Source organism: Amycolatopsis sp. N2S4-7 (assembly GCF_058119595.1).
The window spans coordinates 5,610,800-5,632,493 of record NZ_CP172299.1 but is presented as its reverse complement, the minus strand read 5'-3'; the positions used below and the strand labels follow the sequence as shown (position 1 = coordinate 5,632,493).

Sequence of the window (21,694 nt, the reverse complement as noted above, 5' to 3'; positions counted from 1 at the left end):
TGATCAACTGAGAGGACGGAACGTGACCTCCGACAACGGCACATCAGCCGGTCACGACCTGACCGAGCTTTCCGACGAGCAGGTGCACGCGGCACTCGGTGACGAGGAGTCCGCGCACCTCGAGCCCGTCGAGGTGTCCGGCGAAGAGGTCGACGAAGCCGCTTCCTCCGAGGAAGACACAGCAGACGCTGCGGACGCCGAGAGCGCCGAGGACGTGGCCGAGGCCGCCTCCGACGAGCCCGAGGCCGAAGCCGCCGCGGACGACGAGGACCCGGTCGCCAAGCTGCGCGCCGAGCTCGTGGCCGCGCCCGGCGAGTGGTACGTCGTGCACTCGTACGCCGGGTACGAGAACAAGGTGAAGACCAACCTCGAGACCCGGACCCAGACCCTGGACGTCGAGGACTACATCTTCCAGATCGAGGTCCCGACCGAAGAGGTCACCGAGATCAAGAACGGCCAGCGCAAGCAGGTGCAGCGCAAGGTGCTGCCCGGCTACATCCTGGTCCGGATGGACCTGAACGACGCCTCGTGGAGCGCGGTGCGCAACACGCCGGGTGTCACCGGGTTCGTCGGCGCCACCTCGCGGCCGTCGCCGCTGACCGTGGACGAGGTGCTGAAGTTCCTCGCGCCGCGGGTCGAGAAGGAAGCCCCCGCGAAGGCGGGCAAGGGCGAGTCCACCGCGGCTTCGGCGCCGCTGGGCGGCCCGGCCGTCGAGGTCGACTTCGAGATCGGCGAGTCGGTCACGGTCATGGACGGCCCGTTCGCGACGCTGCCGGCGACGATCTCCGAGGTCAACGTCGACGGGCAGAAGCTGAAGGTCCTGGTGTCGATCTTCGGCCGGGAGACCCCGGTCGAGCTGTCGTTCAACCAGGTCTCCAAGATCTGACGGCCGCTCGCTCGGCCGCAGTCCCCACGTCCACGGCAGGTACGCGGGGAACGTAGTACAGGACAGGAAAAGAAATGCCACCCAAGAAGAAGAAGCTTGCGGCGATCATCAAGCTGCAGATCAAGGCGGGTGCGGCCAACCCCGCGCCGCCGGTCGGCCCCGCGTTGGGTCAGCACGGCGTCAACATCATGGAGTTCTGCAAGGCCTACAACGCCGCGACCGAGTCGCAGCGTGGGGACGTCGTCCCGGTCGAGATCTCCGTGTACGAGGACCGGTCGTTCGACTTCAAGCTGAAGACGCCGCCGGCCGCGAAGCTGCTGCTGAAGGCCGCGGGCGTGGAGAAGGGCTCCGGCGAGCCGCACAAGACCAAGGTCGCCAAGGTCACTTGGGACCAGGTCCGCGAGATCGCCAAGACCAAGGAGACCGACCTCAACGCGCACGACATCGACCAGGCCGCGAAGATCATCGCCGGCACTGCTCGTTCGATGGGCATCACGGTCGTCGACGCCTGACGTCTGCAGCAACACCGTGGGAGAGCCAGGTGCTGGCTCGTCACCACACTGATCCGTTTTCGAAGTTAAGGACAGAAGCATGACCAAGCACAGCAAGGCGTACCGCCAGGCTGCGGAGCTCATCGACAAGGCGCGCCTCTACGCGCCGCTCGAGGCCGCGAAGCTGGCGAAGGAGACGTCCAAGACCAAGATGGACGCGACCGTCGAGGTCGCGATGCGTCTCGGTGTGGACCCGCGCAAGGCCGACCAGATGGTCCGCGGCACCGTGAACCTGCCGCACGGCACCGGTAAGACCGCCCGCGTCATCGTCTTCGCCGTCGGCGACAAGGCCGCCGAGGCCGAGGCCGCCGGCGCGGACGCGGTCGGCACCGACGAACTGATCGAGCGCATCCAGGGTGGCTGGCTCGACTTCGACGCCGCGATCGCGACGCCGGACCAGATGGCCAAGGTGGGCCGCATCGCCCGCATCCTCGGCCCGCGTGGCCTGATGCCGAACCCGAAGACCGGCACCGTGACCCCCGCGGTCGCGAAGGCCGTTTCGGACATCAAGGGCGGTAAGATCAACTTCCGCGTGGACAAGCAGGCCAACCTGCACCTGGTGATCGGCAAGGCTTCCTTCGACACCGAGAAGCTGGTCGAGAACTACGCCGCCGCGCTGGACGAGATCCTCCGCGCCAAGCCGTCGTCGGCGAAGGGCCGGTACCTGAAGAAGGTCACCTTCACCACCACGATGGGCCCGGGCATCCCGGTCGACCCGCTGCGGACGCGCAACCTCCTCTCGGAGGAAGCCGGCGTCTGAGGTTCTGAGTCGGACATCACCGGAAAGGGCGTCCCCGCTTGCTGCGGGGGCGCCCTTTCTTCGTGTCTTATTGACGTCATGCCGACTTTCGCGTCGTTCGACGGGCTCCGGTTGAACTACACCGTGTGGGAGGGCGACGGCGCCCACCGCCCGGTGCTGCTGCAGCACGGCTTCGCGGCCGACACGAACGCGAACTGGATTTCCACGGGCGTCGTCGCGGCGCTGCGGTCGGCGGGCTTCACGGTGATTTCGCTGGACGCGCGCGGCCACGGCCGCTCCGAGAAGCCGCACGACGAGTCCCGCTACACCGAGGACAGCATGGCGCGCGACGTTTCGGCGCTGCTCGACGAACTGCGCCTCGACGAAGTGTCCCTGGTCGGCTACTCGATGGGCGCGATCATCGCCCTGACGGTGACGGCGGCCGACAAGCGCATCCGCTGCCTGGCCACGGGCGGCGTGGGCTCGGGCATCGTCGACTTCGGCGGCGTCGACCTCCGCGTCGTCAAGCCGGCCGACATCGCCTCGGCCCTGCTGGCGGAGGACCCGTCGACGGTCCCGCCTTCCGGAGTCCCCTTCCGCCTGTTGGCCGACGCAGTGGGCGGCGACCGCCAAGCCCTGGCGGCGGTGGCCCTGGCTTCGCGCGAAGGCAGCCTGCAGCTGTCAGCGATCGGCGTCCCCACCCTGATCTTGGCGGGCGACCAGGACCAGCTGGCAGCAGAACCCGAACGCCTGGCGGCAGCGATCGCAGGGGCGAGGCTGGTCCGCATCCCGGGCGACCACATGACGGCGGTGATGTCCCCGGCGTTCTCGGAAGCGCTGGTGGCCTTCCTCTCGGCCCCGCACCCCCGCTGACGGTTCAGCGAGTCGTCGTGGGCGGCGGCGGCGGCGGGCAGGGCGTGGGCTCGTTCGTGTGCGCCGTGATGAGCCACTGGCTCTTCTCGACCTTCTTCACCGTGAACGCGCCCAGCGCGGGGCCGCCGCGGATGCCGAACCGGCACGAGCTGATCGTGAAGCTGTCGCCCGGCAGGGGCTCCGAGACGTACGAGGGCATCGACTCGGCGTAGTCGTTCTTGTTGGTGACCTTGCGGTTCAGCTCGTGCACCGCGACCTGGCAGTCGGCGTACCCGAGGTCCTGGGCGAACTTCTGCTGGATGGGCTCGTCCATCCGGCCGCAGGCCTGGGGGACGAGGTTCTGCGCGATGGCGTCGTAGACCTCGCGGACCGCTTCGTACGGGCTGGTCGAAAGGATGTGGTTGGTCTGGTACTTCCCGCCGCCTTCTTGTGCCAGCTGGGCCGAGGTCTTGCCCGCGTCGTTGGGGAAGAAGTGGTTGTACAGCCATGTGCCCGCGACGCCCAGGATCACGATCGCCAGTACCCAGGCGATGACCTTCTTGCCCAGCCAGCCCAGCCAGCGGGGCGCCCGGCGGCGGCGTTCGGCCGGGACCAGCTGGTAGCCCGGCGGGATCATCGGCGGCTGGCCGGAACCCGAGCTGGGCTGTGGAAGCGGCGGCTGTGACGGCGGGGCCTGGACCACGCCGGCACCGGGCGAAGGGGCCGGCTGGTGGCCCTGCTGGGCCTGGGTGAACCTCAGGTAGTCCTGGAACTGCTGGAACTGGCGGAACTGCTCCAGCTCCGCCGGATCGATCGGCGGCTGGCCGGACGCGGCGGGCACCGGGGCGCTTCCCCGGACTGCGGGGCGGGCACCGGGGCGTTGCCCCCGGCAGACGGGGCGTTCCCAGGCGGGGCCGTGGGCGTGTTCTGTCCCGCCGGTTCGATGTCCGAGCCCGGCTTTCCGTCATCGCGCTGCTCCGCCACGTGACCATGATGCCCTCCTGGCCGCCTCGCGGAACCCCCAGCCGCCCTAAACGCTGGTCAGCGCAGGGGGGCGGAGAACCCTGGACGGACGACCAGGTATAGTTCTCGATGGTTCTACCGAAGACCGCTGGTTTTCCGAGTGCTCCCACGGGCACGAGGAACGAAGGCCCCGCATTGCCGGGCGGCCCGCGCAGGAGGAACGAGGCCCGGCCACTCTTGTGTGCCGGAAGACGCCCCGCGCCTGCTTGCGCGAGGGCGTTTCGTCGTTTCGGGGGCTCTTCGGGCCAGTGGAAACACTAGCCAAGAGAGGAGGCGACCATGGCGAAGCCCGACAAGGTGGCGGCCGTCGCCGAGATCGCGGAGAGCTTCCGCAACAGCTCGGCCACCGTCGTTACCCAGTACACCGGCCTCTCCGTGTCCCAGCTGTCCCAGCTGCGCCGCGCTCTCGGCACCAGTGCCAAGTACCGGGTCGCGAAGAACACCCTCGTCAAGCGTGCCGCCGAGGACGCTGGCGTCCAGGGGCTCGAGGACCTGTTCGTCGGCGCGACCGCCATCGCCTTCGTCGAGGGTGAAGCGGTCGACGCCGCCAAGGCGCTTCGCGACTTCGCGAAGGACAACAACGCGCTTGTGATCAAGGGCGGCTACATGGACGGCAAAGCGCTGTCCGTGGACGAGATCAACCGGATCGCCGATCTCGACAGCCGTGAGGTCCTGCTCGCCAAGGCGGCGGGCGCGTTCAAGGCGAAGCTGTCCCAGGCCGCCGCGCTGTTCCAGGCGCCGGCGTCCCAGGTCGCCCGCCTGGCTGCCGCGCTGGAGGAGAAGCAGCGCAACGCCACCGGTACCGAAGCAGCCGAAGCACCCGCCGAGAGCTGAACCACCCCCACCCCGAACGTCTAGTTCGTTTTTCTGAGAGGAAGCCATCATGGCGAAGCTGAGCACCGCCGAGCTGATCGACGCCTTCAAGGAGCTCACCCTCCTCGAGCTGTCCGAGTTCGTGAAGGAGTTCGAGGAGACCTTCGACGTCACCGCCGCCGCGCCGGTCGCCGTCGCCGCCGCCGGCCCGGGTGCCGCCGCTGCCGCCCCGGTCGAGGAGCAGGACGAGTTCGACGTCGTCCTCGAGGGCGCCGGCGACAAGAAGATCCAGGTCATCAAGGTCGTCCGCGAGGTCGTCTCGGGCCTGGGCCTGAAGGAGGCCAAGGAGCTGGTCGAGGCCGCTCCCAAGGCCCTCCTGGAGAAGGTCGACAAGGAGGCCGCCGAGGCCGCCAAGGAGAAGCTCGAGGCCGCGGGCGCCAAGATCTCCATCAAGTGATCCGGGGCGCGCAAGCGCCTCCGCACCACCTCGAGAAGGGGCGGGCACCCGAACGGGTGCCCGCCCCTTCCGCGTTGTAGCGCCCGCGCGCCCGGAAGCGACTCCGAGGCGACGAAGGAGGCGCATGACGAGCGACCGGCACCTGGAGCTCCTGGCGCAGCAGCTGTCCGCGCGCCGGCCCCTGCTGACCCTCTCGACGGCGGCCGTGGCGGCCCCCGTGCTGTCCCTGCTGGTCGTCGCGGCCCTCACCCTCCTCGCGGCGGCCCACTGAGCCCGATCCCCTAGGAGCGGTGTCCGATTGGCCCCGGGTCCCTAAATCGTGGGTTCGGGGCTTCGTTGCCCTGCGACCACGGTTTTCGTGGACTAGGTTGCTGCCAGTTGCCGATCACGGCGGGGTGACGATGAGGTCGGGGCTGGCCAGAAAAGAAAACTGGTGAGTAACCTGTTCGCACTCAGCTCGTTGCACCTGGTTGACGCGGGTTCACGGGGCCCACTGGCCCGCACCCGCCGCCGGCGTGGGGTGGCAGGGTGTGGCAGCGGGCGCAATGACGCGGAACAGCTCCTGGAGGTGCGATGGGTGCCGAGGTGGTCATCGAAGGTCTGACCAAGTCCTTCGGTAAGCAGGCCATCTGGCGGGACGTCACGCTGACGCTGCCTCCGGGCGAAGTGTCGGCGATGCTCGGTCCGTCCGGAACCGGCAAGTCGGTGTTCCTCAAGTCGATGATCGGGCTGCTCAAGCCCGACCGCGGCCGCTGCGTGATCAACGGGGTGGACATCGTCACCTGCTCCGAGCACAAGCTGTACGAGATCCGGAAGCTGTTCGGCGTCCTCTTCCAGGACGGCGCGCTGTTCGGCTCGATGAACCTCTACGACAACGTCGCCTTCCCGCTGCGCGAGCACACGAAGAAGTCCGAGACGGAAATCCGCCGGATCGTCCTCGAAAAGCTCGACATGACCGGTCTGAACGGCGCCGACAAGAAGCTCCCCGGCGAGATCTCCGGCGGTATGCGCAAGCGCGCCGGCCTCGCCCGCGCCCTCGTGCTGGACCCGGAGATCATCCTCGTCGACGAGCCGGACTCCGGCCTCGACCCGGTCCGCACGACCTACATCTCGCAGCTGTTCCTCGACGTCAACGCGCAGATCGACGCGACGTTCCTGATCGTCACGCACAACATCAACCTGGCGCGGACGGTGCCGGACAACCTGGGCATGCTCTTCCGCAAGGAACTGGTCATGTTCGGCCCGCGCGAGGTGCTGCTGACCAGCGAAGAGCCGGTCGTCAAGCAGTTCCTCAACGGCAAGATGCAGGGCCCGATCGGCATGTCCGAGGAGAAGGACAGCGCCCAGATGGCCGCCGAGCAGGCGATGTTCGAGGCCGGGCACCACGCGGGCGGGGTCGAGGACGTCAGCGGTGTGCCGCCGCAGATGCAGCCGACGCCGGGCGTGCCGACCCGGATGGGCGCGGTCCGCCGCAAGGACCGGGTCATGGAGATCATGCACCGGCTCCCGCCGGCCGCGCAGGAGAGCATCATCGAATCGCTGAGCCCGGAGGAGCAGCGCCACTACGGCGTGCGGCCGCACCGGGGGCAGCCGCAGCAGGTCGGGGCCCGCCCGCAGGGTGACGGCGTCCCGAACCAGCACCACGGCCAGCTGCCCGCCGACCAGGTGGCGCGCATCCCGGGCGGCGGCCAGCCGCAGAGACCCGGCACGCACCGGATGCCACCGCCCCGCGACAACGGGCCAGGTGGCAGGTGAGCTCTCCCGCTTCACAGGCGAAGATCCCCGGAATCGGCATGCTCCGCGAAACCGGGAACCTGTTCGCCCTCGGCCTCGACATCGTTCGTGGCATCTTCCAGCGCCCGTTCCAGCTGCGGGAGTTCATCCAGCAGTCGTGGTTCATCGCGAGCGTGACCATCCTGCCGACGGCCCTGGTGGCCATCCCCTTCGGCGCGGTCATCTCGCTGCAGTTCGGTTCGCTCGCCCGCCAGCTGGGCGCGCAGTCCTACACCGGCGCGGGCTCCGTGCTCGCCACCGTGCAGCAGGCCAGCCCGCTGGTCACCGCGCTGCTGGTGGCGGGCGCGGGCGGCTCCGCCGTCTGCGCCGACATCGGCGCGCGGACCATCCGCGAAGAGATCGCCGCGATGGAGGTGCTCGGTGTCTCCGCGGTGCAGCGGCTGATCGTGCCGCGCACCCTCGCGATGATGCTGGTCGCGCTCCTGCTCAACGGCATGGTCAGCGTCATCGGCGTGCTCGGCGGCTACTTTTTCAACGTCGTGCTGCAGGGCGGGACGCCGGGTGCGTACCTGGCGAGCTTCTCCGCTCTCGCCCAGCTGCCCGACCTGTGGGTCGGTGAGATCAAGGCGCTGATCTTCGGGTTCATCGCCGCCGTCGTCGCGTCCTACCGGGGGCTCAACCCCTCCGGCGGCCCGAAGGGTGTCGGGGACGCGGTGAACCAGTCGGTGGTCATCACGTTCCTGCTGCTGTTCGTCGTGAACTTCGTGATCACCCTGATCTACCTGCAGATCGTGCCCGGAAAGCTGGACTAGCGCCATGACGTTCCTCCAGGGCGCGAAACGCGTCGCCAACCGACCCCTCCAGACGCTGGACACCCTCGGTGACCAGATGTCGTTCTACGGCCGCGCGCTGCTGTGGACGCCGCGGACGCTGCGCCGCTACACGAAGGAAGTCCTCCGGCTGCTCGCCGAGGTGAGCTTCGGTTCCGGCTCGCTCGCGGTCATCGGCGGCACGGTCGGCGTGATGGTCGGCCTGACGCTGTTCACCGGTGTCCTCGTCGGTCTCCAGGGCTACTCGGCGCTGAACTCGATCGGGACGTCGGCCTTCACCGGCTTCCTGACCGCGTTCTTCAACACCCGCGAGATCGCCCCGCTGGTCGCCGGCCTCGCCCTGAGCGCCACGGTCGGCGCCGGGTTCACCGCGCAACTCGGCGCGATGCGGATCTCCGAGGAGATCGACGCGCTCGAAGTCATGGGCGTGCCGAGCCTGCCGTACCTGGTGACGACCCGGATCATCGCCGGCTTCGTGGCGGTCATCCCGCTCTACATCATCGGCCTGCTGAGCTCGTACCTCGCGTCACGACTGGTCGTCATCTACATCTACAACCAGTCGGCCGGTACCTACGACCACTACTTCGATCTCTTCCTGCCACCGCAGGACGTGCTCTATTCGTTCATCAAGGTGCTGTTGTTCAGCGTCCTGATCATCCTGTCGCACTGCTACTTCGGGTACCGGGCCACCGGTGGCCCGGCCGGTGTCGGCGTCGCGGTCGGCAAGGCCGTCCGGCTGTCCATCGTCACGGTGTCGATCATGAACTTCTTCATCGGGTTCGCCATCTGGGGAACCGACGTCACGGTAAGGATCGCGGGATGAGGACGCTCCGTCGCAGGCTGCTCGGCCTGCTGCTCATCGCCGTGATGGTCGGCGGGGTGGCGCTGTCCATCGCGCTCTACGACAAGGCCTTCACGCCCGTCGTCACGGTCAAGCTGGAGGCCGACAAGATCGGCAACCAGCTGATCAAGCAGTCCGACGTCAAGGTGCGGGGCCTGATCGTCGGCTCGGTCGCCGACATCAACGCCACCGACCAGGGCGCCGAGCTGACGCTCGCGCTCAAGCCGGAGTCGGCGAAGCTGATCCCGGAGAACGTCTCGGCTCGGTTCCTGCCCAAGACGCTCTTCGGCGAGCGGTTCGTCTCGCTGGAGATCCCGGAGAAGCCGTCTTCCAAGACGCTGTCCAGCGGTGACGTCATCCCGCAGGACCGCACGTCGAGCGCGGTCGAGCTGGAGCAGGCGTTCGCCCACCTGATGCCGGTGCTGCAGGCGGTGCAGCCGCAGAAGCTGTCGGCGACGCTCACCGCGATCTCGACGGCGCTGCAGGGCCGCGGCGACCAGCTCGGCGACACGCTGACGCAGCTGGGCACCTACATCGGCGAGCTGAACCCGCACGAGCCGGAGCTGCAGCACAACCTCAAGGCCCTCGCGGAGTTCTCCGACCACCTGAAGGACGCGACGCCGGACCTGGTGCAGAGCCTGGACAACCTGAGCACGACGACCCGGACCGTGGTCGACGAGCAGCAGAACCTGGCCAACCTCTACGGCAGCCTGACCCAGGCCTCGGTGGACCTGCAGACGTTCCTGCAGAACAACAAGGACAACATCATCTCCCTCGTCGACACCGCCCGGCCGACGGCCGAGCTGCTGGCGAAGTACGCGCCGGAGTACCCCTGCGTGATCTCCCAGATGGCGAAGAACGTGCCGCTGATCGACCAGGCACTGGGCAAGGGCACCGACAAGCCCGGCCTGCACGCCACCATCGAGATCATCGTGCCGCGCGCGCCGTACCAGGCGGGCAAGGAAGAGCCGCGGTTCGAGGACAAGCGCGGCCCGCGCTGCTACGACATCAAGGACATCCCGAAGCCGTTCCCGTCCGAGCCGCCGGACGGCGCGTTCAAGGACGGCACCCTGCACCAGGCCGCGCCGAAGAGCGTCGGCGAAGGCCTCAACCCGGCCAAGTTCAAGGCCGACGCGGCCGGTGGAGGCAGCGGAGGCGGTGACGGCGCTGATCAACTTGCCTACTCGACGGCGGAGCAGGGCTTCCTGGCCGACCTGCTCGGCCCGCAGCTGGGCATGAACGCGGCGGACGTCCCGGGCTGGAGCTCGCTGCTCGTCGGCCCGCTGTACCGGGGAGCGGAGGTGACGGTCAAGTGAGGGGACTGCTCGCACCGCTGATCAAGCTGGGCATCTTCGTGGTCGTCACCGTGCTGTTCACGACGATCCTCGGGATCAGCATCGCCAACATCAACACCACCAGCACCAACGCCTACAAGGCGCGCTTCACCGACGCGACGCTGCTGCTGCCCAACGACGACGTCCGCATCGCCGGCGTCCGGGTCGGGCAGGTCAAGGACGTCAAGATCGTCGACAAGCGCCAGGCCGAGGTCGAGTTCGAGGTCGACGCCGGGCGCACGCTGCCGGCCGGGGTGACCGCGCAGATCAAGTTCCGCAACCTGGTCGGCCAGCGCTACGTCTCGCTCGGCGAGGGCGACGACCCCTCCGGGAAGACGCTCCAGCCCGGCGGCACCATCCCGCTGGACCGGACCACGCCGGCGCTCGACCTGACCGAGCTGTTCAACGGCTTCAAGCCGCTGTTCACCGCGCTCAACCCGGACGACGTCAACAAGCTGTCCTACGAGGTCATCCAGGTCCTGCAGGGCGAAGGCGGCACCATCGAAAGCCTGCTCTCGCACACGGCGTCGCTGGCCACCACGATCGCCGACAAGGACCAGGTGATCGGCGAGGTCATCGACAACCTCAACTCGGTGCTCGACACGGTCAACGCGCACACCCCGCAGCTCAACGACCTGATCGTCAAGCTGCAGCAGCTGGTGTCCGGGCTGGCCGCGGACCGCAAGCCGATCGGGGACGCGATCGAGAGCCTCGGCAACCTCGCCGAGACGACGTCCGGCCTGCTGGGTGACGTCCGGGAGCCGCTGAAGAACGACATCAGCGCGCTCGGCACCCTCACCCAGCAGCTCAACAAGAACGAGCCGGAGCTGGAGCACTTCATCCAGTTCCTGCCGACCAAGGTGAGCACGCTGACCCGCACCGCGGACTACGGCTCCTGGTTCAACTTCTACGCCTGCGAGTTCTCCGGGAGCGTCAGCTTGCCCCCACTGATCAACGACGTGCCGATCCCGCTGATCCCGGCCAACCGGGAGAGGTGCTCGGGATGAAGTCCTTCCAGAAGCGCAACCCCGTCCCGATCGCGCTGGTCGGCATCGCCGTGCTGGTGCTCGCGTTCACCGCCGCGCTCAACTCCGACGACCTGCCGGTGATCGGCGGCGGCACCACCTACAGCGCCGAGTTTAGCGAGGCCTCCGGGCTGCAGAAGGACAACGACGTCCGCATCGCCGGCGTCAAGGTCGGCAAGGTCAGCGACATCGAGCTCGACGGCGCGTCGGTGAAGGTGTCGTTCAAGGTCAAGGACGCCTGGCTGGGCGACCGGACCAGCGCCGCGATCAAGATCAAGACGCTGCTCGGGCAGAAGTACCTGTCGCTGGACCCGCAGGGCGAGAACGCGCTGAACCCGGGCACCGGGATCCCGCGGGACCGCACGATGGCCCCCTACGACGTGCTCGACGCGTTCCGCGGGCTGTCGCAGACCGTGGACGACATCGACACGAAGCAGCTGGCGCAGAGCTTCGACACCATCTCGCAGACCTTCGCCAACACGCCGCAGGACGTGCGGGGCGCGCTGTCGGGGCTGTCGAAGCTCTCCGACACGATCGCCTCGCGCGACCAGCAGCTGTCGAACCTGCTGGCCAACACCCGCGAGGTGTCGCAGACCCTGGTCGACCGCGACGCCGAGGTGCAGAAGCTGCTCACCGACGGCAACAAGCTGCTCGACGAGCTGGCGAAGCGCGAGGACGCGATCACGTCGCTGCTGAACGGTTCCCGCGAGCTGGCGACCCAGCTGCAGGGCCTGATCGACGACAACGACAAGCAGCTCGACCCGGTGCTGACCCAGCTCGACCAGCTGACGTCGATGCTGCAGCGCAACCAGGACTCGCTGGCCGAGGGCATCGCGAAGTTCGCCCCGTTCATCCGCGTCTTCACCAACACCATCGGCAACGGGCGCTGGTTCGACAACTACATCTGCGGCCTGGTGCTGCCGTCGTTCGGCCCGATCAACGAAGAGGGGTGCTACACGAAATGAGTGACACCCGCTTCGGCCAGGCCCTGACCCGTGGCTTCACCATCGCGATCGTGCTCGCGCTCGTCGTCGCCGGCGGGATCTGGTGGACCCTCAAGGACGCCGGCCGCAACCACCTGACCGCGTACTTCGCCGGCGCCGTCGGCCTGTACGAGGGCAACAGCGTGCGGATGCTCGGCGTCGACATGGGCACGGTCACCAAGATCCAGCCCATGGGCAACCAGGTGAAGGTCGAGTTCGAGTACGACCGCTCGGTCGCCGTCCCGGCGGACGCGAAGGCGCTCATCGTGGCGCCGTCGCTGGTGTCGGACCGCTACGTCCAGCTCGCTCCGGCCTACACCGGCGGCCCGCGGATCTCCGACGGCGCGGTCATCGGCCTCGACCGCACCGAGGTGCCCCTCGAGGTCGACCAGCTGGCGGCCAGCCTGGCCCGGGTCAGCGAGACCCTCGGCCCGAACGGCGCCAACAAGAACGGGTCGCTGTCGAACCTGCTGAACACCGCGGCGGCCAACGTCGACGGCAACGGGCAGGCCCTCCACGACACGATCACCAAGCTCGGCCAGGCGGCCGGGACGCTCTCCGGCAACAAGGACGACCTGTTCTCCACGGTCGAGAACCTCGGCAAGTTCTCGCAGACGCTGGCCGACTCCGACAAGCAGGTCCGCAGCTTCGAGAGCCAGCTCGCCGACGTCAGCGGCTACCTGGCGTCCGAAAAGGACAACCTGGCCGCGACCGTGCAGCAGCTGGCCACCACGCTCACCTCGGTGCAGGCGTTCATCGACGCCAACCACGACCGGCTCAAGTCCAACGTGGACAAGCTGGCCGGGATCACCAAGGTGCTCGTCGACCAGCGCAGCTCGCTCGCCGAGATCCTCGACGTCGCGCCGGTCGGCCTGAGCAACCTGGTCAACACCTACAACGGCTCGGCAGGCACGCTCGACGCCCGGCCGAACCTCAACGAGCTGACCCAGCCGCCGCTGGTGATGATCTGCCGGCTGCTCAAGCAAGTCGGCACGAACAGCATTCCGGACGTGCTCGGCAACGCCTGCGAGGGCATCGCGGGCGTGGTCGACAAGGTGATCCCGCTGCCGTCCGTGGCGCAGACCGTGCAGGCTCTGCAGTCCGGTCAGCTGCCGCCGCTCCCGCTGCCCATCGCGGGGCAGCTCTACGGAGGTGGCCAGTGAAGAGGCTCCTGCCCGTCGGGGCGTTGGTCACGGTGTCCGCGCTGACGCTGTCCGGCTGCGCGTTCAACGGCATCTACGACCTGCCGCTGCCCGGCGGCGCCGACCTCGGCGACCACCCGTACACGGTGAACGTCGAGTTCCGGGACGTGCTCGACCTGACCCCGCAGGCCGGGGTGAAGGTCAACGAGGTGCCGATCGGCCGGGTCGAGAACGTCGGCCTGACCAAGGACGGCTGGCACGCGCTGGTCACGCTGAAGGTCAACGGCGACGTCAAGCTGCCCGCCAACGCGCTGGCCAACGTGAAGCAGTCGAGCCTGCTCGGCGAGAAGTACGTCGAGCTGGCTTCGCCGGGCGACGACCAGGCCCAGGGCAAGCTGGCCGACAACGCCACCATCCCGCTGGCCAGGACGAACCGCAGCGTCGAGGTCGAGGAACTGCTCGGCGCGCTGTCGCTGTTGCTCAACGGCGGTGGCGTCGACCAGCTCAACACCATCACCAAGGAGCTCAACAACGCCACGTCCGGCCGCGAGCCGGACATCAAGGCGCTGCTCGACAACGCGAACGAGCTGGTGACGAACCTGGACCGGCAGTCGCAGAACATCACCCGGGCGATCGACGGGCTCAACCGGCTGTCCTCGACCCTCAACGACCAGAAGGACAAGCTGGTCGGCGCGGTCGACAACCTCGGGCCCGGCCTCGGCGTGCTGGAGCAGCAGCGCGGCCAGCTGGTCACCATGCTGCAGGCGCTCGACAACCTCTCCGGCGTCGCCACCGACACGGTGAACAAGTCGCAGAAGGACCTCGTCGCGGACCTGAAGGCGCTGACCCCGACGTTGCAGAAGCTCGGCGAGGCGGGCAACGACCTGCCGAAGGCCCTGGAGATCCTGCTGACGTTCCCGTTCAGCGACCAGGCCGTCAACGACGTCAAGGGCGACTACTTCAACCTCTTCGCGAAGGTCGACTTGAACCTGCAGACCGTGCTCAGCAACCTCGGCAACAGCCGGCAAAACGCCCTCGCCGGGCAGCTGCCGCTGCAGGGGCTCACCGGCGGGGTCTCGGGCACGCCGGCCAACCAGGCGCCGCCGCTGCCGATCCCCGGTGCCGGCCAGCAGTCCGGGCAGTCGAAGCCCGGGCTCGGCAACCTCTTCGGGCTCCTCTCGGGAGGTGCGGGCTGATGCTGGTGCGCAAGACGAAGATCCAGCTGATCGCGTTCGTCGTCATCTCCGTCGTCGCGATCGTGTACGCGCTGATCCGGTTCGCCGGGCTCGGCAGCGTGTTCGGCAACGACGGCTACACGGTGAAGCTCCAGCTCAACGAGTCCGGCGGCATCTTCACCAACGCCGAGGTCACCTACCGCGGCTACAACATCGGCCGGGTGGGGGAGCTGCGGCTCACCCAGACCGGGCTCGAGGCGGACCTGAACATCGACCCGTCGGCGCCGCAGGTGCCGGCGGACCTCGACGCCGTCGTCGCCAACCGGTCGGCGGTCGGCGAGCAGTACGTCGACCTCAAGCCGAAGGCCGACAAGGGCCCGTACCTGGCCGCCGGCTCGGTGATCCCGGCGACCAAGACGACCACCCCGGTCAGCACCGACCGGCTGATCGGCGACCTCGACTCGCTCGCCGCGTCGGTCCCGGTCGACTCGCTGCGCACGGTCGTCGACGAGTCCTACGACGCGTTCCGCGGCACCGGCGGCGACCTGCAGAAGCTGCTCGACACCGCGCGCAGCTTCACCACGACCGCGCAGGAGTACCTGCCGCAGACGATCCAGCTGCTCGACGCCGGCGGCCAGGTGCTGGACACGCAGAACGACCAGGCGGAGAACTTCGCCTCGTTCAGCAAGAGCCTCAACGAGCTCACCGGCACGCTGAAGAACTCCGATGGCGACCTGCGCAAGCTCATCGGCATCACCCCGCAGGTGGCGTCGCAGATCAGCCAGGTGCTGAAGGAGTCGGGGCCGGGCCTCGGCGCGCTGACGGCGAACCTGCTCACCACGGCCAACCTGACCGTGACCCGGCTCGACGGCATCGAGCAGGGCCTGGTCACCTACCCGGCGCTGGCCGGCGCGGCGAGCAGCGTCGCCCCCGGTGACGGCACCGCGCACCTCGGGCTGGTGCTCAACCTGTTCAACCCGCCGGCCTGCACGAAGGGCTACATCCCGTACTCGCAGTTCCGCACCGGGGCCGAGACTTCGCCGAGGCCGGCGAAGGAGGACGCGTACTGTGCCGAACCGAAGGGCAGCCCGATCAACGTCCGGGGTGCGCAGAACGCGCCGTACGGCGGGGTGCCGGTCGCGCCGTCCGACGCCGACGTCTCGGCCAACGCGGACCGCCCGGCGGAGGAACTGGCGGAGGAGCGCAACACCCGGGGTGTGCCGGGCATCGTCGGCAGCCCCGGCGTCAGCCTGACCAGCCTTGGCTCGCTGCTCGGCCTGGCCTGACGTGGATTTGATGACCGCTACCTACCCTGGAGTGCTATGAGTTCCGACGAGCCGGCCGCCACGGCGGTTGCGGAAGAGTCCTCCCCGACGTCGCCGAAGGACTCCTCGCGGACCCTGGTGCTCGGCGCCGCGGCACTGGCTTTGGCCGGCCTCATCGCGGCGGCGATCTTCGGCGTCCAGTGGTGGGTGGCCGAGAACGACGACAACGCCGGCCTGGCGGCGTCGCGCGAGGCCGTGGTCAAGGCGGGTACCAACGCGCTGAAGGCGTACACCGAGGTCGACTACACGGATCTGGACGGCTTCTTCGCCCGGCAGAAGGCCGTGTCGGACGAAAAGATGTCGCAGCAGATCGACCAGTCGGCGCCGACGTTCCGCAAGGCGTTGTCGGACGCCAAGACGAAGGTCACCACGGACGTCCAGGACATCGCCGTCGAGGAGCTGGACGACCACGAAGGCAAGGCCAGCTTCCTCGCCGCGATCGCCACCACCGTCACCCAGGGGGACAAGAGCAGCGCGAAGCCGTTGCGCCTCGAAGTGTCGATGACCCGGGTGGGCGATGATTGGAAGCTGTCCGGCATCGACAGCGTCCCGCTCGTCGCGGCCGGCCAGTAGCGTCACCCAGAAGGAGCCTGTAGTGCCCCCCTCCCGCCGCCAGCCGCCCCGCAGCACCCCGACGCCGTCGCGGCGTCCCCGCGTGGCCGGTCTGCGCAAGCCGTCGACGGACGAGCCCGCCGCCGAGCGGACCGGGCAGCTGCCCGCCGTGCCGCCCGCCGCCGCCAAGCCGCGACCGAGGCCGGCGCCGCGTCCGGTGCCCCGGCCGGCCGCCGAGCCCGCCGAGCCGGTGGAGTCCACCAGCGGGCAGCTCGACCCGGCCTCCGCCGAGGACACGCAGGTGTTCGCAGCGGTCGAGACCGAGGACGAGCCGCAGGTCGACGCGCTGACCGGTGAGCCCGCCGAGGAGGGGGCCCCGGAACGCCCGGCGCCGCGGCGGAAGAAGCGGGACACCGGGATCGCGAAGCCGACCGAGGAATCCGAGGTCCCGGTCACCGAAGACGACGAGCCGGCGATGCCCGCGGGGCCCCGGACGCAGAAGCCGTACCTGGTGGCGGGCGCGCTGGTGCTCGTGGCGCTGGTCCTGGGCGGCCTGGCGTTCTGGTTCAAGTCCGAAGAGGTGAAGGTCTCGTCGGCGACCAGCAACACCGCGCTGCTCGACGTCGCGAAGACCGCGCAGGTCAAGGACGCCGTGTCGAAGGCGGCCGAGGCGCTGTTCTCCTACGACTTCAACAACATCAAGAAGACCGAGGACGCGGCGAACGACCTGCTCGCCAACGACGACGTCAAGAACAAGTACAACTCGCTGATGGGCGAGGTGAAGCGGCTCGCGCCGGCGCAGAAGATGATCGTCACGTGCAAGGTGACCCGGGCCGCGGTGATCATGCTCAACGGCGACCTGGCGAAGGTGATGGTCTTCGTCGACCAGACCTCGACCCGCACGGACACGAAGAAGACGACGGCGGGCACGGCCCAGCTCCACCTGAACGCCCAGCTCCAGGGCGACAAGTGGAAGATCACCGACATGGACACGTACAACGCCCCGAAGGTCCCGGCGGCCGGCCAGGCACCGTCGTCCTCGGCGCCGCCGGCATCCCCCTCGCCGACGAAGTAGCGCGTTCCGGCCGCGGCCCGCCACCCGATCCGGGTCGCGGGCCGCGGCCGTGTCCGGGGCAGCGCGGGCGGGCCGGGCAGGTGGACCAGGATCAGCGTGCCGAGGGCGTGCCCGCCGGCGGTGCTGCGGGCGCTCGCGGACGGCGAGCCTGGTCACCGCCCGGCCGAAGGCGCGACCGCCGTCGAGACCCTCCACGAGGTCCTGAGGGCCCCTGTGGCGCCCTCGGCGGCCTAGGGGCGGGTGTGTCGCCTGGGGCGGGTGTGACCTTTCTCCGGGCGCGGCGCGACGGTCACCGAAACCGGCGTGACACGCCGCCGCCGGGCGGAACCGGTGCCGTCCCGAGTGGCCTGGAACACAGGTCGCACGGGAGAAGGACCGAGCAAAACCGCAGGTCGAGCCCCACTACTGGCGCTACTCGCCGGTAACTGGAACACTATTCGGCCGCTCACGCTCCGCTGACCCTCTTCCACGCTGCGCCAACCGGCGGGACCCCCGTGTGGCATCTTGACTCTCGGGCCCGGTGGGTTCACGCTTACTCCCGACGGCGAAACCGGCGGCCCTTGCGGGAGGGACAACCGGTCCGCCTGGAGGCATACCTGAAGACGTCGCGAGGCAGGCTGGGCCCCATCGGGAGCGCCCCCTGGACAGACCGCGCCGTTCGGGCTAGACTGCCTCTTTGCGCTGCCCTCTTTCAGGCTGCCCGGAGCCGGTAGTTAGGATAGTGGGCACACGGCACCCTTGACAGTCGCTGATAGCTGTTGCTATGGCGGCCGTCACCGCTCATTGTCCCCGGAAGGACGCATCTTGGCAGTCTCTCCCGCGAACCAGGCCACTGCTGCGACCACCTCGGCTGAATCTCGCTCGGAGTCCACGGGAATCCCCGGCGCGCCCAAGCGGGTTTCCTTCGCAAAGATTCGCGAACCCCTGAACACCCCCAACCTGCTCGACGTCCAGATCCAGTCGTTCCAGTGGTTCACCGGGGACGAAGCGTGGTTCGAACGCCGTGTCGAAGAAGGAGAAGAAAACCCGGTCGGCGGCCTCGAAGAGGTCCTGAACGAGATCTCCCCGATCGAGGACTTCTCCGGTTCGATGTCCCTGTCCTTCTCCGCTCCGCGCTTCGACGAGGTCAAGGCCTCGATCGAGGAGTGCAAGGACAAGGACATGACGTACGCCGCGCCGCTGTTCGTCACGGCCGAGTTCGTCAACAACAACACCGGTGAGATCAAGAGCCAGACGGTCTTCCTGGGCGACTTCCCGGTCATGACCGACAAGGGCACGTTCATCATCAACGGCACCGAGCGTGTCGTCGTGTCCCAGCTGGTCCGCTCGCCGGGCGTCTACTACTCGAAGGACGTCGACAAGACGACCGACAAGGACGTCTTCAGCGTCCGCGTCATCCCGAGCCGGGGCGCCTGGCTGGAGTTCGACGTCGACAAGCGCGACACCGTCGGCGTCCGCATCGACCGCAAGCGCCGCCAGCCGGTCACCGTGCTGCTGAAGGCGCTCGGCTGGACCACCGAGGCGATCCGCGAGCGCTTCTCCTTCTCGGAGACGCTGCTGGCCACCCTCGAGAAGGACCACACCGCGGGCACCGACGAGGCGCTGCTCGACATCTACCGCAAGCTGCGCCCGGGCGAGCCGCCGACGAAGGAGAGCGCGCAGACCCTGCTGGAGAACCTGTTCTTCAAGGCGAAGCGCTACGACCTGGCCAAGGTCGGCCGGTACAAGGTCAACAAGAAGCTGGGCCTCGAGACGCCGTACGACACCGGGACGCTGACCGAAGAGGACATCGTCACGACCATCGAGTACCTGGTCCGGCTGCACGCCGGCGAGGACAAGATGAACGCGGCGAACGGCACCGAGATCCCGGTCGAGACCGACGACATCGACCACTTCGGCAACCGGCGCCTGCGCACGGTCGGCGAGCTGATCCAGAACCAGATCCGGGTCGGCCTGTCCCGCACCGAGCGCGTCGTGCGCGAGCGCATGACGACGCAGGACGTCGAGGCGATCACGCCGCAGACCCTGATCAACATCCGCCCGATCGGCGCGGCGATCAAGGAGTTCTTCGGCACCTCGCAGCTGTCGCAGTTCATGGACCAGAACAACCCGCTGTCGGGCCTGACGCACAAGCGGCGTCTGTCGGCCCTCGGCCCGGGTGGTCTGTCCCGTGAGCGCGCCGGCATGGAGGTCCGGGACGTCCACCCGTCGCACTACGGCCGGATGTGCCCGATCGAGACGCCGGAAGGCCCGAACATCGGCCTGATCGGCTCGCTCTGCTCCTACGCGCGGGTCAACCCGTTCGGCTTCATCGAGACGCCGTACCGCAAGGTCGTCGAGGGCCGGGTCACCGACCAGGTCGACTACCTGACCGCGGACGAGGAGGACCGGTACGTCAAGGCGCAGGCCAACGCGCCGATCTCCGACGACGGCACGTTCGTCGAAGACCGGGTCATGGCGCGGCGCAAGGGCGGCGAGGTCGAGCTGATCGACCCGCTCGACATCGACTACATGGACGTCTCGCCGCGGCAGATGGTCTCGGTCGCGACGGCGATGATCCCGTTCCTCGAGCACGACGACGCGAACCGCGCCCTGATGGGTGCGAACATGCAGCGCCAGGCCGTGCCGCTGCTGCGCAACCAGGCCCCGTACGTGGGCACGGGTGTGGAGCTGCGCGCCGCGGTCGACGCCGGTGACGTGCTCGTCGCCGAGCAGTCCGGTGTCGTCGAGGAGCTCTCGGCGGACCTGATCACGATCATGCACGACGACGGCACGCGGAAGAGCTACGGACTGTACAAGTTCCGCCGCTCGAACCACGGCACCTGCTTCAACCACCGCCCGATCGTCAACGAGGGCGACCGGGTCGAGCAGGGTCAGGTCATCGCCGACGGCCCGTCCACCGAGAACGGTGAGATGGCGCTCGGCAAGAACCTGCTCGTCGCGGTCATGCCGTGGGAGGGCCACAACTACGAGGACGCGATCATCCTCTCGGAGCGCCTGGTGCAGGACGACGTGCTGACGTCGATCCACATCGAGGAGCACGAGATCGACGCCCGCGACACCAAGCTGGGCGCCGAGGAGATCACCCGGGACATCCCGAACGTCTCCGAGGAGGTGCTTGCTGACCTCGACGAGCGCGGCATCATCCGCATCGGTGCCGAGGTCCGCGACGGCGACATCCTGGTCGGCAAGGTCACGCCGAAGGGCGAGACCGAGCTGACCCCGGAGGAGCGCCTGCTCCGCGCGATCTTCGGCGAGAAGGCCCGCGAAGTCCGCGACACCTCGCTGAAGGTGCCGCACGGCGAGACCGGCAAGGTCATCGGCATCCGCGTGTTCTCGCGCGAGGACGACGACGAGCTGCCCCCGGGCGTCAACGAGCTGGTCCGCGTCTACGTGGCCCAGAAGCGCAAGATCCAGCCGGGCGACAAGCTCGCCGGCCGGCACGGGAACAAGGGTGTCATCGGCAAGATCCTGCCGGTCGAGGACATGCCGTTCATGGAGGACGGCACGCCCGTCGACATCATCCTGAACACCCACGGTGTGCCGCGACGGATGAACATCGGCCAGATCCTCGAGCTGCACCTGGGCTGGCTGGCGTCGCAGGGCTGGGAGATCAAGGGCAACCCCGACTGGGCGAAGAACCTCAACGAGGAGCTCTACGACGTCGCGCCCGGCACGAACACCGCCACCCCGGTGTTCGACGGCGCGAAGGAAGAGGAGCTCACCGGGCTGCTCGGGGCGACCAAGCCGAACCGCGACGGCGAGCGCATGGTCAAGGAGAACGGCAAGGCCACGCTGTTCGACGGCCGCTCCGGCGAGCCGTACCCGTACCCGGTCGCGGTCGGCTACATGTACATCCTGAAGCTGCACCACCTGGTCGACGACAAGATCCACGCCCGCTCCACCGGCCCGTACTCGATGATCACGCAGCAGCCGCTGGGTGGTAAGGCGCAGTTCGGTGGTCAGCGCTTCGGTGAGATGGAGTGCTGGGCGATGCAGGCGTACGGCGCTGCCTACACGCTGCAGGAGCTGCTGACGATCAAGTCGGACGACGTGGTCGGCCGCGTCAAGGTGTACGAGGCCATCGTCAAGGGGGAGAACATCCCCGAGCCGGGCATCCCGGAGTCGTTCAAGGTGCTCCTCAAGGAGCTCCAGTCGCTGTGCCTCAACGTCGAGGTGCTCTCCAGCGACGGTGCGGCGATCGAGATGCGCGACTCCGACGACGAGGACCTCGAGCGCGCCGCGGCCAACCTCGGCATCAACCTGTCCCGCAACGAGTCGCCCTCGGTGGACGACGTCGTGCACTGATCGCGAGCTGAGGCGGGCCCTGCCTCCCGCGGGGCCCGCCTCGCCCGCC

The 21,694-nt window shown here is 68.6% G+C and carries 20 protein-coding genes; 19 read left to right on the top strand and 1 reads right to left on the bottom strand.

The window, feature by feature from the left end:
- The first annotated feature begins 22 nt into the window (after positions 1-22).
- The 4 genes from nusG (at position 23) to ACH54P_RS26285 (ending at position 3,049) form a co-directional block, all read left to right on the top strand.
- On the top strand, positions 23-886 hold the full coding sequence (nusG, locus tag ACH54P_RS26300) for a transcription termination/antitermination protein NusG (RefSeq protein ID WP_489906023.1): 864 nt from the start codon (positions 23-25) through the stop codon (positions 884-886).
- Between the two features lie 74 nt (positions 887-960).
- Positions 961-1,398 carry a 50S ribosomal protein L11 gene (gene rplK, locus ACH54P_RS26295; RefSeq protein WP_043781763.1) on the top strand — a complete coding sequence of 146 codons (438 nt, stop codon included), beginning with the start codon at positions 961-963 and terminating at the stop codon, positions 1,396-1,398.
- Positions 1,399-1,477: 79 nt separating this feature from the next.
- Complete coding sequence (gene rplA / locus ACH54P_RS26290; protein ID WP_489906022.1) at positions 1,478-2,197, top strand: 50S ribosomal protein L1; 720 nt, start codon at positions 1,478-1,480, stop codon at positions 2,195-2,197.
- 78 nt (positions 2,198-2,275) lie between these two features.
- Positions 2,276-3,049 (top strand): alpha/beta fold hydrolase, encoded by a 774-nt coding sequence (locus ACH54P_RS26285; RefSeq protein ID WP_489906021.1) that lies wholly within the window; start codon positions 2,276-2,278, stop codon positions 3,047-3,049.
- Positions 3,050-3,053: 4 nt separating this feature from the next.
- Here the strand turns inward: ACH54P_RS26285 and ACH54P_RS26280 are convergent, their stop codons facing one another.
- Complete coding sequence (locus ACH54P_RS26280; RefSeq protein ID WP_489906020.1) at positions 3,054-3,869, bottom strand: hypothetical protein; 816 nt, start codon at positions 3,867-3,869, stop codon at positions 3,054-3,056.
- A gap of 461 nt (positions 3,870-4,330) precedes the next feature.
- On the opposite strand from ACH54P_RS26280, the gene rplJ reads away from it, so the two are divergent.
- From rplJ to rpoB, 15 genes are all read left to right on the top strand, one after another.
- On the top strand, positions 4,331-4,885 hold the full coding sequence (gene rplJ, locus ACH54P_RS26275; RefSeq protein WP_410668475.1) for a 50S ribosomal protein L10: 555 nt from the start codon (positions 4,331-4,333) through the stop codon (positions 4,883-4,885).
- A 49-nt stretch (positions 4,886-4,934) separates the two neighbouring features.
- The gene (rplL, locus tag ACH54P_RS26270) at positions 4,935-5,321 is read left to right on the top strand and encodes a 50S ribosomal protein L7/L12 (protein WP_489906019.1); all 387 of its coding nucleotides are present in this window, start codon (positions 4,935-4,937) and stop codon (positions 5,319-5,321) included.
- A gap of 124 nt (positions 5,322-5,445) precedes the next feature.
- The gene (locus ACH54P_RS26265; protein WP_489906018.1) at positions 5,446-5,592 is read left to right on the top strand and encodes a hypothetical protein; all 147 of its coding nucleotides are present in this window, start codon (positions 5,446-5,448) and stop codon (positions 5,590-5,592) included.
- A gap of 302 nt (positions 5,593-5,894) precedes the next feature.
- The gene (locus tag ACH54P_RS26260) at positions 5,895-7,076 is read left to right on the top strand and encodes an ABC transporter ATP-binding protein (protein WP_489906017.1); all 1,182 of its coding nucleotides are present in this window, start codon (positions 5,895-5,897) and stop codon (positions 7,074-7,076) included.
- A gap of 38 nt (positions 7,077-7,114) precedes the next feature.
- Complete coding sequence (locus ACH54P_RS26255; RefSeq protein WP_285456228.1) at positions 7,115-7,867, top strand: MlaE family ABC transporter permease; 753 nt, start codon at positions 7,115-7,117, stop codon at positions 7,865-7,867.
- Between the two features lie 4 nt (positions 7,868-7,871).
- A complete protein-coding gene (locus ACH54P_RS26250) occupies positions 7,872-8,708 on the top strand; it encodes an MlaE family ABC transporter permease (RefSeq protein WP_003060266.1) in 837 nt (278 codons plus the stop codon).
- Positions 8,705-10,042 (top strand): MCE family protein, encoded by a 1,338-nt coding sequence (locus tag ACH54P_RS26245; RefSeq protein ID WP_489906016.1) that lies wholly within the window; start codon positions 8,705-8,707, stop codon positions 10,040-10,042. The genes ACH54P_RS26250 and ACH54P_RS26245 overlap by 4 nt, the downstream gene beginning before the upstream one ends.
- Positions 10,039-11,067 carry an MCE family protein gene (locus ACH54P_RS26240; RefSeq protein WP_489906015.1) on the top strand — a complete coding sequence of 343 codons (1,029 nt, stop codon included), beginning with the start codon at positions 10,039-10,041 and terminating at the stop codon, positions 11,065-11,067. Before ACH54P_RS26245 ends, ACH54P_RS26240 begins: the two co-directional genes overlap by 4 nt.
- Positions 11,064-12,050, top strand: coding sequence for an MCE family protein (locus tag ACH54P_RS26235; RefSeq protein ID WP_489906014.1), 987 nt, complete (start codon positions 11,064-11,066; stop codon positions 12,048-12,050). Before ACH54P_RS26240 ends, ACH54P_RS26235 begins: the two co-directional genes overlap by 4 nt.
- A complete protein-coding gene (locus ACH54P_RS26230) occupies positions 12,047-13,231 on the top strand; it encodes an MCE family protein (RefSeq protein WP_489906013.1) in 1,185 nt (394 codons plus the stop codon). Before ACH54P_RS26235 ends, ACH54P_RS26230 begins: the two co-directional genes overlap by 4 nt.
- The gene (locus ACH54P_RS26225; protein ID WP_489906012.1) at positions 13,228-14,406 is read left to right on the top strand and encodes an MCE family protein; all 1,179 of its coding nucleotides are present in this window, start codon (positions 13,228-13,230) and stop codon (positions 14,404-14,406) included. The genes ACH54P_RS26230 and ACH54P_RS26225 overlap by 4 nt, the downstream gene beginning before the upstream one ends.
- Positions 14,406-15,671 (top strand): MCE family protein, encoded by a 1,266-nt coding sequence (locus ACH54P_RS26220; RefSeq protein ID WP_489906011.1) that lies wholly within the window; start codon positions 14,406-14,408, stop codon positions 15,669-15,671. Before ACH54P_RS26225 ends, ACH54P_RS26220 begins: the two co-directional genes overlap by 1 nt.
- A gap of 36 nt (positions 15,672-15,707) precedes the next feature.
- A complete protein-coding gene (locus tag ACH54P_RS26215; protein WP_489906010.1) occupies positions 15,708-16,283 on the top strand; it encodes a hypothetical protein in 576 nt (191 codons plus the stop codon).
- Positions 16,284-16,365: 82 nt separating this feature from the next.
- Positions 16,366-17,337 carry a hypothetical protein gene (locus ACH54P_RS26210; protein WP_489916643.1) on the top strand — a complete coding sequence of 324 codons (972 nt, stop codon included), beginning with the start codon at positions 16,366-16,368 and terminating at the stop codon, positions 17,335-17,337.
- Between the two features lie 804 nt (positions 17,338-18,141).
- Positions 18,142-21,645 carry a DNA-directed RNA polymerase subunit beta gene (rpoB, locus tag ACH54P_RS26205; protein WP_489906009.1) on the top strand — a complete coding sequence of 1,168 codons (3,504 nt, stop codon included), beginning with the start codon at positions 18,142-18,144 and terminating at the stop codon, positions 21,643-21,645.
- Positions 21,646-21,694: the final 49 nt, after the last annotated feature.

Coding starts and splice junctions, on each gene's coding strand:
- rplJ (WP_410668475.1), top strand. CDS start 4,331: ATGGCGAAGCCCGACAAGGTGGCGGCCGTCGCCGAGATCGCGGAGAGC.
- ACH54P_RS26255 (WP_285456228.1), top strand. CDS start 7,115: ATGCTCCGCGAAACCGGGAACCTGTTCGCCCTCGGCCTCGACATCGTT.
- rplL (WP_489906019.1), top strand. CDS start 4,935: ATGGCGAAGCTGAGCACCGCCGAGCTGATCGACGCCTTCAAGGAGCTC.
- rplA (WP_489906022.1), top strand. CDS start 1,478: ATGACCAAGCACAGCAAGGCGTACCGCCAGGCTGCGGAGCTCATCGAC.
- ACH54P_RS26265 (WP_489906018.1), top strand. CDS start 5,446: ATGACGAGCGACCGGCACCTGGAGCTCCTGGCGCAGCAGCTGTCCGCG.
- ACH54P_RS26215 (WP_489906010.1), top strand. CDS start 15,708: ATGAGTTCCGACGAGCCGGCCGCCACGGCGGTTGCGGAAGAGTCCTCC.
- ACH54P_RS26230 (WP_489906013.1), top strand. CDS start 12,047: ATGAGTGACACCCGCTTCGGCCAGGCCCTGACCCGTGGCTTCACCATC.
- ACH54P_RS26235 (WP_489906014.1), top strand. CDS start 11,064: ATGAAGTCCTTCCAGAAGCGCAACCCCGTCCCGATCGCGCTGGTCGGC.
- ACH54P_RS26260 (WP_489906017.1), top strand. CDS start 5,895: ATGGGTGCCGAGGTGGTCATCGAAGGTCTGACCAAGTCCTTCGGTAAG.
- ACH54P_RS26220 (WP_489906011.1), top strand. CDS start 14,406: ATGCTGGTGCGCAAGACGAAGATCCAGCTGATCGCGTTCGTCGTCATC.
- rplK (WP_043781763.1), top strand. CDS start 961: ATGCCACCCAAGAAGAAGAAGCTTGCGGCGATCATCAAGCTGCAGATC.
- ACH54P_RS26245 (WP_489906016.1), top strand. CDS start 8,705: ATGAGGACGCTCCGTCGCAGGCTGCTCGGCCTGCTGCTCATCGCCGTG.
- ACH54P_RS26285 (WP_489906021.1), top strand. CDS start 2,276: ATGCCGACTTTCGCGTCGTTCGACGGGCTCCGGTTGAACTACACCGTG.
- ACH54P_RS26250 (WP_003060266.1), top strand. CDS start 7,872: ATGACGTTCCTCCAGGGCGCGAAACGCGTCGCCAACCGACCCCTCCAG.